At 72.7% G+C, this 13532-nt stretch carries 11 protein-coding genes; 5 read left to right on the top strand and 6 right to left on the bottom strand.

Annotation, left to right across the window (positions count from 1 at the left end; translation table 11 throughout):
* The first annotated feature begins 127 nt into the window (after positions 1–127).
* Positions 128–1552 (top strand): type I glutamate--ammonia ligase, encoded by a 1425-nt coding sequence (gene glnA / locus ACQP1P_RS39830; protein ID WP_433079315.1) that lies wholly within the window; start codon positions 128–130, stop codon positions 1550–1552.
* A 57-nt stretch (positions 1553–1609) separates the two neighbouring features.
* Here glnA (ACQP1P_RS39830) and ACQP1P_RS39835 read toward each other — a convergent pair whose 3' ends face one another.
* Positions 1610–4537 (bottom strand): bifunctional [glutamine synthetase] adenylyltransferase/[glutamine synthetase]-adenylyl-L-tyrosine phosphorylase, encoded by a 2928-nt coding sequence (locus ACQP1P_RS39835; RefSeq protein WP_433079317.1) that lies wholly within the window; start codon positions 4535–4537, stop codon positions 1610–1612.
* On the bottom strand, positions 4537–5340 hold the full coding sequence (locus ACQP1P_RS39840; protein ID WP_433079319.1) for a type 1 glutamine amidotransferase: 804 nt from the start codon (positions 5338–5340) through the stop codon (positions 4537–4539). The genes ACQP1P_RS39835 and ACQP1P_RS39840 overlap by 1 nt, the downstream gene beginning before the upstream one ends.
* A gap of 44 nt (positions 5341–5384) precedes the next feature.
* Here ACQP1P_RS39840 and ACQP1P_RS39845 point away from each other — a divergent pair, with 44 nt between their 5' ends.
* A complete protein-coding gene (locus ACQP1P_RS39845) occupies positions 5385–5984 on the top strand; it encodes a sulfite oxidase-like oxidoreductase (protein ID WP_433079321.1) in 600 nt (199 codons plus the stop codon).
* Positions 5985–6017: 33 nt separating this feature from the next.
* Complete coding sequence (locus ACQP1P_RS39850) at positions 6018–6752, top strand: ferredoxin reductase (RefSeq protein ID WP_433090308.1); 735 nt, start codon at positions 6018–6020, stop codon at positions 6750–6752.
* A gap of 3 nt (positions 6753–6755) precedes the next feature.
* On the opposite strand, the gene glnA (ACQP1P_RS39855) is transcribed toward ACQP1P_RS39850, so the two are convergent.
* Positions 6756–8108, bottom strand: a complete 1353-nt coding sequence (gene glnA / locus ACQP1P_RS39855; RefSeq protein ID WP_433079323.1) for a type I glutamate--ammonia ligase — start codon at positions 8106–8108, stop codon at positions 6756–6758.
* 131 nt (positions 8109–8239) lie between these two features.
* Between glnA (ACQP1P_RS39855) and ACQP1P_RS39860 the strand changes: the two genes are divergently transcribed.
* Entirely contained in the window at positions 8240–8695 is a 456-nt protein-coding gene (locus ACQP1P_RS39860) for a hypothetical protein (RefSeq protein WP_433079325.1), read from the top strand.
* Between the two features lie 108 nt (positions 8696–8803).
* The gene (panB, locus tag ACQP1P_RS39865; RefSeq protein ID WP_433079327.1) at positions 8804–9637 is read left to right on the top strand and encodes a 3-methyl-2-oxobutanoate hydroxymethyltransferase; all 834 of its coding nucleotides are present in this window, start codon (positions 8804–8806) and stop codon (positions 9635–9637) included.
* 360 nt (positions 9638–9997) lie between these two features.
* Here the strand turns inward: panB and ACQP1P_RS39870 are convergent, their stop codons facing one another.
* From ACQP1P_RS39870 to npdG, 3 genes are read right to left on the bottom strand one after another with little or no spacing between them, the layout of a single operon-like run.
* Complete coding sequence (locus ACQP1P_RS39870; protein ID WP_433079329.1) at positions 9998–11581, bottom strand: methyl-accepting chemotaxis protein; 1584 nt, start codon at positions 11579–11581, stop codon at positions 9998–10000.
* Positions 11582–11622: 41 nt separating this feature from the next.
* The gene (locus ACQP1P_RS39875) at positions 11623–12816 is read right to left on the bottom strand and encodes a cytochrome P450 (RefSeq protein ID WP_433079331.1); all 1194 of its coding nucleotides are present in this window, start codon (positions 12814–12816) and stop codon (positions 11623–11625) included.
* On the bottom strand, positions 12813–13505 hold the full coding sequence (gene npdG, locus ACQP1P_RS39880; RefSeq protein WP_433079333.1) for an NADPH-dependent F420 reductase: 693 nt from the start codon (positions 13503–13505) through the stop codon (positions 12813–12815). Before npdG ends, ACQP1P_RS39875 begins: the two co-directional genes overlap by 4 nt.
* Positions 13506–13532: the final 27 nt, after the last annotated feature.

Below are 13532 nucleotides of genomic sequence, written 5' to 3' on the forward strand. Positions count from 1 at the left end.
CGGCGAAACACAGCGGAAACAGTCGAGACATGCCGGGGCAATCGCACAGTTCTACGGTCGCGACCAACCAGCCACCTTCACACTGAAGTGATCACCAGACTGGTCTTGCCTGCGACCTGGAGGACGAGTGTTCGCCAATTCTGAAGAGCTGTTGCGATACGTGAAGGATGAGGGCGTCCGCTTCGTCGACGTTCGCTTCTGCGACCTGCCGGGCGTGATGCAGCACTTCAACGTCCCGGTCGAGTCCTTCGACGACAAGGTCTTCGAGGAGGGTCTGGCCTTCGACGGCTCGTCCATCCGTGGGTTCCAGGCGATCCACGAGTCGGACATGATGCTGCTGCCGGACGCGACCTCGGCGTTCATCGACCCGTTCCGGGTCGAGAAGACCCTCGCGCTCAACTTCTTCATCCACGACCCGTTCACGCGCGAGGCCTACTCCCGTGACCCGCGCAACGTGGCCAAGAAGGCCGAGGCCTACCTCAAGTCGAGCGGCATCGCGGACACCGCGTACTTCGGCCCCGAGGCGGAGTTCTACATCTTCGACTCGATCCGCCACGAGACGTCGGCGAACCAGGCGTACTACTACATCGACTCGGTCGAGGGCTGGTGGAACTCCGGCAAGGACGAGCCGGGCGGCAACCGGGGCTACAAGACCGCGTACAAGGGCGGCTACTTCCCCGTCCCGCCGGTCGACCACTACGCCGACCTGCGTGACCAGATCGTCCAGCGCCTCCTGGGCGCCGGCTTCGTCGTCGAGCGCTCGCACCACGAGGTGGGCACCGCCGGCCAGGCCGAGATCAACTACAAGTTCGGCACGCTGCTGCAGGCCGGCGACCAGCTCCAGCTGTTCAAGTACATCGTGAAGAACACGGCGTGGGCCGCGGGCAAGACCGCGACCTTCATGCCGAAGCCGCTCTTCGGGGACAACGGCTCGGGCATGCACACCCACCAGTCGCTGTGGCTGGGCGGGGAGCCGCTGTTCTACGACGAGGCCGGGTACGGCGGCCTGTCGGACACCGCGCGCTGGTACATCGGCGGCCTGCTGCACCACGCCCCGTCGCTGCTGGCGTTCACGAACCCGACGGTCAACTCCTACCGCCGCCTGGTGCCGGGCTACGAGGCGCCGGTCAACCTGGTGTACTCGCAGCGCAACCGCTCGGCCTGCACGCGTATCCCGGTGACGGGCACGAACGCGAAGGCCAAGCGCGTCGAGTTCCGCGTGCCGGACCCGTCGGCGAACGTGTACCTCGCGTTCTCGGCGATGCTGATGGCCGGCCTCGACGGCATCAAGAACAAGATCGAGCCGCCGGCGCCGATCGACAAGGACCTGTACGACCTGCCGCCGGAGGAGGTCGCGAACGTCAAGCAGGTGCCGGGCTCCCTCGACGAGGTGCTCAACACCCTCGAGGCCGACCACGGCTACCTGCTGGAGGGCGGCGTGTTCACGCAGGACCTGGTGGACACCTGGATCTCCTACAAGCGGGCCAACGAGGTCGACCCGGTGCGCCTGCGCCCGACCCCGCACGAGTTCGCGATGTACTACGACGTGTGATCCCGGCCTCGGCCAGGAAGCGGCCCGTCCCCGGCTGGGGGCGGGCCGCTCGCGTGTTCAGGCGCCGTCGAAGATGCGCTCCACCGCCGCCCGCGCGCGGCGGGCCACGCGCAGGTACTCGTCCAGGAACTCCTGCGGCTCCGCCCCCGGGTCCAGGGCCGAGGCGGCCGCGGCCAGGTCGGGCCCCTGGCGCGGCAGCTGGTCCGTCGCGCGGCCGCGGACCAGGGTCAGCAGGTTGCGCACGCGGGAGGCCTGGCGCCAGGCGGCCTCGAGCTCGGCGGCGTCGGTCCCGGACAGCAGGCCGGCCTCGGTGGCGGCGGCCAGCGCCTCCAGCGTCCGCGGGGTGCGCAGGGCCGGGACGGCGTGGCCGTGCTGCAGCTGCAGCAGCTGGACGGTCCACTCGACGTCCGCGAGGCCGCCGCGGCCGAGTTTCGTGTGGGTCGCGGGGTCGGCGCCGCGCGGGAGGCGCTCGCTGTCCACGCGGGCCTTCAGGCGGCGGATCTCCTGGATCTGCTCCCGGGTCAGGCCGCCGTCGGGGTAGCGCTTGGTGTCGGCCAGCTCCAGGAACCGGGCGCCCAGCGAGGCCGAGCCGGCCACCAGTCGCGCGCGCAGGAGGGCCTGGGCCTCCCAGACCTTCGACCAGCGGGTGTAGTACTGCCGGAAGGCGCCGAGGCTGCGGACCAGGGGCCCCTGGCGGCCCTCGGGGCGCAGGTCGGCGTCGACGCCCAGCGGCGGGTCGTGGGCGGGGCGGGCGAGCAGGCGGCGCAGCTCCTCGGCGACGGTGAGGGCGGCCTTGGCCGCGGCGTCGTCGGCCCGGCCGGGAGGGGCCTCGTAGACGAACAGCACGTCGGCGTCGGACGGGTAGCTCGTCTCGGCGCCGCCCAGCCGGCCCATGCCGATGATGGCGAAGGGCACGTCGGGCGCGGAGGCGGCCGTGACGCCCAGGGTCGCGCGCAGGGTCGCGTCGATCACGGCGGACAGGGCGTCGCCGACGGCGGTCACGTCGAGCAGGCCGAGCAGGTCGGCGCAGGCGATGCGGAACAGCTCGCGGCGGCGCAGGGCGCGCACGGCGTTGATGGCCGCCTCCGGGTCGCCGTGGCGGGCCGCGGCGGCCGCGAAGCCCTCGGTGAGCACCTCGGCGCTGCGCGGCACCAGCTCGGCGTCGTCGGCCAGCAGGCGCAGCGCCTCCGGGTCGTGGACGAGCAGGTCGGTCACGTACCGCGACAGCGCCAGCAGCCGCGCCAGCCGCAGCGCGACCGGGCCCTCGTCGCGCAGCAGGCGCAGATACCAGGGCGTGTTGCCGATCTTCTCCGAGATCTGGCGGTAGGCCAGCAGGCCGCGGTCGGGCTCGGGGGCGTCGGCGAACTCGTTCAGCAGCGCCGGGAGCAGCTGGCGCTGGATGGCCGCGGTGCGCGACACGCCGCCGGTGAGGGCCTCGATGTGGCGCAGGGCGCCGGCCGGGTCGGCGAAGCCGAGCAGGTCGAGGCGGGCCCGGGCGGCGTCGGGGGTGAGCCGCAGCTGCTCGGAGGGGACCCGGGCGACCGCCTCCAGCAGCGGGCGGTAGAAGAGCTTGGCGTGCAGGCGGCGCACCTCGCCGGCGTGGCGGACCCACTCGGTGCGGAAGGACTCCACGGCGTCGCGGGCCGCGTTGGGGCGGTAGCCGAGCGCGTGGGCAAGCCAGCGCAGCCCGTCCGGGTCGTCCGGGACCGTGTGCGTGCGGCGCAGGCGCTGCAGCTGGAGGCGGTGCTCGACGACCCGCAGGAAGCGGTACGCCCGCAGCAGCGCCTCGCCGTCGGCCAGCCCCACGTAGCCGCCCTCGATGAGCGCCCGCAGGGCGGCCAGGGTCGTCGGGGTCCGCAGGGACTCGTCGGCCCGGCCGTGCACGAGCTGCAGCAGCTGGACCGCGAACTCGATGTCGCGCAGCCCGCCCGGGCCGCGCTTGATCTCCCGGTCGACCTCGGCCCGCGGGATCGCCTCGATGATCCGCCGGCGCATCGCGCGCACCTCGTCGACGGCCTCCGGGCGCTCGGCCGCGGACCAGACGAGCGGCTGCAGCTCGGCCAGCCACCGCTCGCCGAGCGTGCGGTCCCCGGCGGCCGGGCGGGCCTTGAGCAGCGCCTGGAACTCCCAGGTCTTGGCCCACTTCCGGTAGTACGCCAGGTGCGAGGCGACGGTCCGCACGAGCGCGCCGCGGCTGCCCTCGGGGCGCAGGGCGGCGTCGACCGGCCACGCCACGAAGCCGCAGATCTCCATCATCCGGGCCGCCAGCGCGCTGCCCGCGCGCATCGCCGTCTCGGTGTCGGTGTCGCCCGCGGGCTCGGCCACGAAGACCACGTCGACGTCGCTGACGTAGTTGAGCTCGCGGCCGCCGCACTTGCCCATCGCGATGACGGCGAGCCGGACCTCGTCCGCGCCGGGCTCCTTGGCCCGCCGCTCCGCGACGGCGATGGCCAGGGCCGCCTCCAGTGTCGCGTCGGCGAGCTCGGTCAGCCGCCGCATCGTGACCTCGACGTCGGCGGCCGCGGTGAGGTCGGCGGCGACGATGCGCAGCAGTTCGCGGCGGTACCCGGCGCGCAGCAACGGCACCGTGGACACGTCCCGGGTCTCGTAGCCGGCCGCGCGCTTGTTCTGCTCCCCGACGAGCTCACGCCACTCGTCGGGGTTGGCCACGAGCAGGTCGCCGAGGGTGGCGGAGACGCCGAGCACGCCGATGAGCCGCCGCCGCAGCGCCTTGTCGGCCAGGACGGCGGCGCGCACCTCCTCCCCCGCGGCATCGACGAGCCGCTGCAGCTGGAAGAGGGCGAGGTCGGGGTCGGCGGCGAAGTACAGCTGGTCGAGCACCGCCGCGGTCTCGTCGTCGGCGGGGCGGCGCGCGTGCGGGTCCCACAGCCGCAGCCCGTCGGGCCCGGCCATCGCCTCGGTGCGCTCGTTGTCGGTGAAGCCGAACCGGGCCAGGTGGGCGGGGCTGACCTTGATCGGGTCCATCAGCGCGGCCCGAGCAGCGGCAGGGAGCGCAGCCCGCCCTCGCCGGCGTGGGGCGTGCGGCCCAGCGCCACGGCCGCGAACCGCTCCGCGAACGGCTTCCAGATCTCCTCGACGTCGGGCAGGGCCGCCTCGACCCCCTCCAGCATCTCGACCGGGTCGATGCCCAGCTCGATGAGGGTGTTCACGCCCTCCATGGCCCAGGTGGCGAACATCGGCAGGTCGCACTCGATGTGGAACTGCAGGCCCCAGGCCGCGGTGCCGAGCCGGTACGCCTGGACCGGGTAGTGCGTCGAGGCGGCCAGCAGGGTCGCGTGCATCGGCAGCTCGACGATCTCGTCCCGGTGCCACTGGAACACGTCCGGGGCGAACGGGACCGCGGCGAAGATCGGGTCGTTGTCGGCGACGTCGCGGCGCGCGACCAGCTTGACGCCGATCTCGGGCCCGGCCGAGCTGCGCTCCACGGTGCCGCCGTGGGCGTGGGCGAGCAGCTGGGCGCCGAGGCAGAGGGCCAGGGTCGGGACCCTGTGCCGGACCGCCTTGCGCAGCAGCCCGTCGAGCTGGTCGAACCAGGGGGCCCCGCGCTCGCCCTCGGCGTCGGGGAACGCGTCCTGCTCCCCGCCGAGCACGACGAGCGCGGCGAAGCCGTCGAGGGTCTCGGGCAGCGCGTCGCCGGCGTGCGGCCGGACGACCTGGAGCCGCAGGCCGCCGGCGACCAGCCAGTCGGCGAGACGGCCGGGGCCGTCGGAGGGGTCGTTCTCGACCACGAGGGCCAGGGTCCCCCGGGGAGCGCCGTCGATCGTCACGTACTGACAATATCCACCGCCACGAGGGGGGGGACGATGGGCGCATGAGCATCATCACGCCGGGCTTCCACGGGCGGCGCCGCGGGGGCGACCCGGCCCTGCCGCCCGGGCAGTACCTCGCCCACGACTTCCCGGTCCTCTCGGCCGGGCCGACGCCGAAGGTCCGCACGGAGCGGTGGGAGTTCGTGATCACCACCGAGACGGGCGAGGAGCGCGGCTGGAACTGGGCCGAGTTCACCGCGTTGCCGTCCGAGGACGTCACCGTCGACCTCCACTGCGTCACGAAGTGGTCGAAGCTGGGCACCGGCTGGCGGGGCGTGGCGGTCGACACCCTCCTCGCGGACGTCGAGACCACGGCCGACTTCGTGATGGCACACTCCTACGACGGGTACACCACCAACCTGCCGCTCGAGGACCTGGTCGACGGGCAGGCGTGGGTGGCGTACCGGTACGAGGGGCAGCCGCTCAGCCCCGAGCACGGCGGGCCGGCGCGGCTGCTGGTGCCGCACCTGTACCTGTGGAAGTCCGCGAAGTGGGTGCACGGGCTGCGGATGATGCCGACGGACGAGCCTGGCTTCTGGGAGGGGGCCGGGTACCACAACTACGGAGACCCATGGCGCGAGCAGCGGTACCAGGGAGACTGAGTGCTCCGGAGCGAAGCGGAGGGGCCGCTCAGCATGCAGCACAGCTCTGAGGCCGGCCGGCCGGAGCGAAGCGGGGGTCGCCTGACCTGGCGGCGGGCGGTCCTTCGGTCGTTTCGGCAGGAGACGCCGACGGCCCGGACGCTGGTGTTCGACGTCGACGGGGACTGGCCGGGGCATCTGCCCGGCCAGCACGTCGACGTGCGGCTCACCGCCGCCGACGGCTACCGGGCGCAGCGCAGCTACTCGATCGCGTCGGCGTCGGGGCTGGAGATCACGGTGCAGCGCCTCGACGGTGGTGAGGTTTCGCCGTACCTGACGGACACGTACGACATCTCGTGGCCGGTGGAGGTGCGGGGACCCATCGGCGGATGGTTCGTCTGGCGGCGGTCGGACCCGGCTCCCGTGCAGCTCATCGCGGGCGGGTCCGGGATCGTGCCGCTGATGGCGATGATCCGGGCGCGGGCCGCCTCGGGCTCGAAGACGCCGTTCAAGCTGCTGCACTCCGTCAGGACGCCGGAGGACGCGATCTACGCCGACGAGCTGCGGCGGCGGGCGCGCGACGACGGGGGGCTGGACGTGCGCCACATCCACACGCGCGTGCGCGGCAAGCGGATCGGCCTCGTGGACGTCAACACCCACGCGTGGCCGAAGGACTTCGCGCCGAACGTCTTCGTCTGCGGCCCGACCGGGTTCGTGGAGACGGTCGCCGACATCCTCGTCGCGCTCGGCCACGAGCCCTCGCGGGTCCGGACCGAGCGCTTCGGGTGAGCGTCACATCATGCCGAGGTACCGCTCCCGCTCGAACGGCGTGACGACCCGGCGGTACTCCTCCCACTCCGTGCGCTTGTTCTTGAGGAAGAAGTCGAAGACGTGCTCGCCGAGCACCTCGGCGACGAGCTCCGAGCCGGCCATGACGTCGATCGCCTCGGAGAGGTTCTCCGGCAGCGCCTCGTAGCCGGCCGCGCGGCGCTCACCGTCGGTGAGGGCCCACACGTCGTCCTCGGCGCCGGGCGGCAGCTCGTAGCCCTGCTCGATGCCGCGCAGGCCGGCGCCGAGCATCACCGCGTAGGCGAGATACGGGTTGCAGGCCGCGTCGAGCGAGCGGACCTCGACGCGGGCCGAGTTCGGCTTGCCGTAGGCCGGGACGCGCACGAGCGCCGAGCGGTTCTTGTGGCCCCAGCAGACGTAGGCGGGCGACTCGGTGATCCGGTTCGGCAGCGTCTGCGGGAACAGCCGCTTGTAGGAGTTCACCCACTGGTTCGTGATCGCCGTGTATTCCCGGGCGTGCACGAGCAGCCCGGCGATGAACGCCTGCCCGACCTTCGACAGCTTCATCGGGTCGCTGGCGTCGTGGAACGCGTTGCGCTCGCCCTCGAACAGCGACAGGTGGGTGTGCATGCCGCTGCCCGGCTGCTCCGTGAACGGCTTGGGCATGAAGGTCGCGTGCACGCCGTGCGACAGCGCGACCTCCTTGATGACGTGCCGGAACGTCATGATGTTGTCGGCCGTGGTGAGCGCGTCGGCGTAGCGCAGGTCGATCTCCTGCTGCCCGGGCGCGACCTCGTGGTGGCTGAACTCGACCGAGATGCCGATCCGCTCCAGCGCGAGCACGGCCTGGCGGCGGAAGTCGCGGGCCACCGAGTGCGTGGTGTGGTCGAAGTAGCCGCCGGTGTCGACCGGCCGCGGCACCGAGCCGTGCTCGCCGAGGTTCTCCAGCAGGAAGAACTCGATCTCGGGGTGGGTGTAGAAGGTGAAGCCCTTCTCGGCCGCCTTCGACAGGGCCCGGCGCAGCACGTGGCGCGGGTCGGCCCAGGAGGGCGAGCCGTCGGGGAGCGTGATGTCGCAGAACATGCGCGCGCTCTCGCCGGACATGCCGCCCTCGAACGGGAACACCTGGAAGGTCGTCGGGTCGGGGATGGCGACCATGTCCGACTCGTAGACCCGGGCGAAGCCCTCGATCGCGGACCCGTCGAAGCCGATGCCCTCCTCGAACGCCGACTCGAGCTCCGCCGGCGCGACCGAGACGCTCTTGAGGGTGCCCAGCACGTCGGTGAACCACAGCCGGACGAACCGGATGTCCCGCTCTTCGAGCGTGCGGAGCACGAACTCCTGCTGACGGTCCACGAGATGCCCCCACGAGCTGTCTACGGCCAATTCGGGCAAGTCTCGCCCGACGGTATTACACACAAGTTACCGGACCACGGTATGTGACCAGGCACGGGCGTGAACGGCCCGGAGTGGGTATGGGACGGGGCATGACCTCCGAGCTGTGGCCCTCACTCGTGGACCGGTTCCGTGACCGCGCGCGGTCGCGCCCGGTCGCCCTGGAGCTCGCCGGCGACCTCGGCTCGTCCGTCGCGGCGGTCGTCGCCTGCGACGCGCTCGGCCCCGAGCGGGTCACCGGGCTCACGCTCGGCGACGCCGTCCCGCCACAGGTGCGTGACCTGGTGCTGCGCACCGGCCTGGACTTCCGGCTCGAGCCGGTGCAGCCGATCCTCGACGCGTTCCTGGCCGCGCTCACGCTCGACGCGCCGGTCGTGGCGAACCTGCAGGCCAGGGTGCGGCGGGTGGTGCTGCTGGCGCTGGCCGAGCAGGAGGGCCGGGTCGTGCTCGATCCCCTGCAGGACGTGCCCGCCGATGTACTGCCCGAGCTCGCCCGGTGGCGCAACGCACAGGACGCCGAAGCGCTCATCCCGGTTCCGGCGATGTGAAAAACCGCATCGTCCCGGTACCAATCGCCGCCGCCGGTGCGACCATCGGGGGTGTTGAGCCCGGGGACCCCGGATGGGGCCTCGAGGAGTGAAACGAGGAGGACGCTGATGTCCGAGATCCCGTCCTTGTACGGCGGCGCCGTCAATCGCCGGGTCCGCACCCGTGACCTGATCGCCGCCAAGGAGCGCGGCGAGCGATGGCCGATGCTCACGTCGTACGACCAGTACACCGCCGGCATCTTCGACGAGGCCGGCATCCCGGTCCTGCTCGTCGGGGACTCGGCGGCCAACAATGTCTACGGGTACGAGTCCACGGTCTCCGTGTCCGAGGAGGAGCTGCTGCCGCTCGTGCGCGCGGTGGTCCGCTCGACCCGGCGCGCGCTCGTCGTCGGGGACCTGCCGTTCGGCTCCTACGAGGAGGGCCCGGCGCAGGCGCTGCGCACCGGGGTCCGCTTCATGAAGGAGGGCGGCTGCCACGCGGTGAAGCTCGAGGGAGGCCGGCGGGTCGCGCCGCAGATCGCCGCGCTGGTGAGCGCGGGCATCCCGGTCATGGCGCACATCGGGTTCACGCCGCAGAGCGAGCACGCGCTCGGCGGTTTCCGCGTGCAGGGCCGCGGGGACGCGGCCGAGGACGTGGTCGAGGACGCGCACGCGGTCGCCGAGGCGGGCGCGTTCGCCGTGGTCCTGGAGATGGTGCCGGGCGAGGTCGCCAAGCGCATCACGCACGAGCTGCACATCCCGACGGTCGGGATCGGGGCCGGCGCGGACACGGACGCGCAGGTGCTCGTGTGGCAGGACATGGCGGGGCTGCGCACGGGGCGGACGCCGCGGTTCGTGAAGCGCTACGCCGACCTGGCGGGGGCGTTGTCGGACGCCACCCGGGCCTTCGCCGACGAGGTGCGCACGGGCGTGTTCCCGGCGCAGGAGCACACCTTCGACTGACGGCTCTTCGCCGGTGCGGCGGCCGGGCCCGGGAAGCCGGGCTCGGCCGCCGCACGCTGTGCCCGATATGTCGGGCGCTTCGCGCCGTGACATATCGGATTTATACCCCGACGCCGCGTATGTCGGATATTTGCAATGCTGGACCGTGGTGACAGGCCGCGCCGGCGTCTGGCGCGTTTGCTCCGCGGAGGGCCATCGCCGGGTCGGGGCTCGATGGACTGACAGCCGGTCGGGGTGACCAACCGCGGGCCTGGCAGCGACGGCGCGCCAGCGCCGAGCGGTGTCTGGCGGGAGCGACGGTCCGCACCACCGCGGACCCGAGTCATGAACAGCCCGGAACCGGCGGACGGCGACTCCCGGTCAGAACGTGAAGTGCGAGACGAGCCGGCGCAGGTCCTGCGACATCCGGTCCAGCTCGCCGGCCGCGCCCTTCGCCGCGCCGACGCCCTGGGTCGTGGCGGCGGTCGCGTCGGCCACGCCGGCGATGTTCGCCGCGATCCTCTCCGCGCCGGTGGCGGCCTCGGCGACCGAGCGGCTCATCTCCGCGGTGGTGGCCGACTGCTCCTCGACCGCCGAGGCGATCGTCGCCTGGTACTGGTTGATCTCCTCCACGACCTCGCCCATGCGCCGGATCGCCTCGGCCGCGGCGCCGGTGTCGGCCTGGATCGCGCTCACGCGCCGGCGGATGTCCTCGGTCGCCTTCGCCGTCTCCTGCGCGAGGTCCTTGACCTCGTTGGCGACGACGGCGAAGCCCTTGCCCGCCTCCCCCGCGCGGGCGGCCTCGATGGTCGCGTTCAGCGCGAGCAGGTTCGTCTGCTCGGCGATGGTGGTGATGAGCTTGAGCACGTTGCCGATCTCCGCCGAGGACACCGCGAGCCGCTCGACCTTCTCGTTGGCCGCGCCCGCCTCGCGCACGGCGCCCGAGGCCACGCCGGCCGCGTCGGCGGCGTTGCGCGCGATCTCGTGGATCGACGCGCCCATCTCCTCGGCGCCGGTCGCGACCGTGCTCACGTGCCGGGACACCTCGTGCGAGGACATCGAGGCGTCCGCCATCTGCTGGTTCGTCGAGTCGGCGGCCCCGGCGATCTCCTCGCTGACCCGCGACAGCTGGCGGGAGGCGTCGGCGAGGCTCTCCGAGCTGGTACTGACCGCCGAGATCGAGCTGCGGATGCTCCCCATCGCCGCGTCCAGGCTCGCGGCCATCTGGCCGATCTCGTCCCGCCCGGTCATCCCGGCCCGCTGGGTGAGGTCGCCCTGGGCGAGCGCCTCGAGCACCGCGCGGACCTTGCGCACGGGCCGGATGATGGCGCGCGCCACCGGGATCGCGATCCCGAGGAACACCAGCACGCCGAGCAGCAGCGCGGCTGCCGTCGCCCAGTTCGCCCGGCTCTGGGTGTCGGCCATCCGGCCGCGCTCCTGCGCGATGCGCCCGTCGAGCTTGTCCTCGAGCGCGCCGATCTTGTCGTCGACGGCGTGGTTGCGCGCGGCGATGTCGCCCTCGCGTCCCTGCACGGAGGCCTGGTCGGCCTGGGCGCCCCGGATGAAGGTGCCGATGAAGTCGTTGAACGCCAGCGCGTCGGTCCTGATGGCGGCCAGGTCGGCGTCGACGTCGGCGGGCAGCGCCAGCGCGTCGAGCTCGGCGATGGTCCCGGTGACGGAGCCCAGATCGTCGGGCAGGTCGGCGAGGATCGCGGCGATGTCGGCCTCGGCGATGGAGCGGTACGCGTCGACCTTGAGCTCCGACTCGCGCGTGTCGAGGTGGTGCAGCAGGCTGCTGGCGATGTCGAGGGTGTGGACGGTGTCGGCCTGCCGGCTCAGCTGACGCTGGGACAGCAGGCCGACGGTGCCCGCGGCCGCCGAGACCAGCACCCCGGCGGCGCAGAGGATGCCGATCTTCGAGACGATGCCCATGTTGGCGAAGACGGACATCAAGACCCCAATCACGCGGTTTCGTTACCGGTGATATCGGCCGCCGTCCGGCGCTCCTACACAGAAACCTCGAGGCTTTGCAGGCCCCGGATGACGTACCCGGGCTTGTAGACCGGGTCCTGGACCAGCCGCAGGCCGGGCGCCTTCGCCAGCAGCGCCCCGAACGAGGCCGTCAGCTCGATGCGCGCGAGCGGCGCCCCGAGGCAGTAGTGGATGCCCGCCCCGAACGAGATGTGCGGGTTGTCGCGCCGGGTCACGTCGAGCGCCTCGGGCTCGGCGAACGCGGCCGGGTCGTGGTTGGCCGAGCCGAACAGCAGCGCGACCTCGCTGCCGCGCGGGATCGTCACGCCGTGCACCTCGATGTCCTCGAACACCCAGCGCTCGAACATCTGCAGCGGGGTGTCGAACCGCATCAGCTCCTCGATCGCCGGGCCGAGCAGGTCCGGGTCCGCCCTGACCTTCGCCAGCTGCTCCGGGTGCTGCAGCAGCGCCCGCCAGCCGTTGCCGGTCACGTTGACGGTGGCCTCGTGCCCGGCGTTGAGCAGCAGCACGCACGTGCCGATGAGCTCGTCCTCGCTGAGCCCCTCCACCGCGGCCAGCGCGCTGACGAGGTCGTCGCGCGGGTCCTCCTTGCGCCGGCGGGCCAGCGCGCGCAGATACTCGGTGAACTCCTCCGACGCCCGCACCGCCGCCTCGGCCGTCTCCCGGGCGGGATTGAGCTCGTACATCCCGCAGATCGCCGCCGACCAGGGCCGCAGCCGGTGCCGATCGGCCTCGGGCACGCCGAGCAGCTCCGCGATCACGGTCACCGGCAGCGGCTCGGCGACCTGCGCGATGAGGTCGCCGCCGCCCCGCGCCACGAACGCGTCGACCAGGTCGTCGGCGAGGCGCTGGACGTAGGGCCGCAGCGCCTCGACCCGCCGCGGCGTGAACGCCTGCGACACCAGCCGCCGCAGCCGCGTGTGGTCGGGCGGCTCACGGTCGAGCATGCCGTTGTTGTTGAGGGTCCAGAACGGCTCCTGGTAGTCCGGCGGCGCCGTGCGGCCCATCTCCTCGTGCGTGGCGACGTGCGAATAGCTGCGCCCGAGGCGGCGGTCGCGCAGCAGCGCGTTGACGTCCTCGTGGCGGCTGACGAGGTATTGCCGGCTGGGCTCGAACCACAGCACCGGCGACTCCTCGCGCAGCCGCGCGTAGGCCGGGTAGGGCCGCGCGACGAACTCCGCGGACCACGGGTCGAAGACCGCGGTCACAGGTCCGTCACCCGAATCCCCGCGTGCGCCTTGTAGCGCTTGTTGATGGCGATGAGGTTCGCGGTGAGCGCCTCGATCTGCCCCGCGTTGCGCAGCCGCCCCGCGAACACGCCCCGCATGCCGCTGATCCGCCCCGCGAGCGCCTGCACCTGCAGCGCGGCGTCCCGGTCGTCGCCGAGCACGAGCACGTCGAGGTCCACGGCGTCCACGTCGGGATCCGCCAGCAGTACCGCACTCACGTGGTGGAACGCCGCGCACACCCGGGCCTCGGGCAGCAGCGCCGCGGCCTGCTCGGCCGCGCTGCCCTCCTCGACGCGCAACGGATACGGCCCCTGCTTGTCGAAGCCGAGCGGGTTCACGCAGTCGACCACGATCCGCCCGCCGCGCAGCTGCGGCGCCAGCTCGGCGACCGTGGCCCCGTGCCCCTCCCACGGCACCGCGATGACGACGACGTCGGCTCCCGCGGCGAACGCGTTGTCCCCGCCCTCGACCACGCCGTGCACGCCCGGCATCTCGCGCAGCTCCCGGGCCGCCTGCTCGCCGCGCTCGGTGGAGCGCGAGCCGACGAGGACCCGCTGGCCGGCGCGGGCGAAACGGTATGCGAGGCCGCGCCCCTGAGGCCCCGTCCCGCCGATGATGCCGACGGACAGGCCCGAGACGTCGGGCAGCTCGATCTGGTCGTAGCTCATGCCTTCTGTTGTACCTCCCGCGGATCG

It is taken from the genome of Dactylosporangium sp. CA-052675, assembly GCF_050947935.1.
In the GTDB taxonomy this organism is placed as follows: Bacteria; Actinomycetota; Actinomycetes; order Mycobacteriales; family Micromonosporaceae; genus Dactylosporangium.

Excerpts from the sequence above, each read along its gene's own strand:
- ACQP1P_RS39860 (WP_433079325.1), top strand. The coding sequence starts at position 8,240 with ATGACCTCCGAGCTGTGGCCCTCACTCGTGGACCGGTTCCGTGACCGC.
- panB (WP_433079327.1), top strand. The coding sequence starts at position 8,804 with ATGTCCGAGATCCCGTCCTTGTACGGCGGCGCCGTCAATCGCCGGGTC.
- npdG (WP_433079333.1), bottom strand. The coding sequence starts at position 13,505 with ATGAGCTACGACCAGATCGAGCTGCCCGACGTCTCGGGCCTGTCCGTC.
- ACQP1P_RS39850 (WP_433090308.1), top strand. The coding sequence starts at position 6,018 with ATGCAGCACAGCTCTGAGGCCGGCCGGCCGGAGCGAAGCGGGGGTCGC.
- ACQP1P_RS39835 (WP_433079317.1), bottom strand. The coding sequence starts at position 4,537 with ATGGACCCGATCAAGGTCAGCCCCGCCCACCTGGCCCGGTTCGGCTTC.
- ACQP1P_RS39845 (WP_433079321.1), top strand. The coding sequence starts at position 5,385 with ATGAGCATCATCACGCCGGGCTTCCACGGGCGGCGCCGCGGGGGCGAC.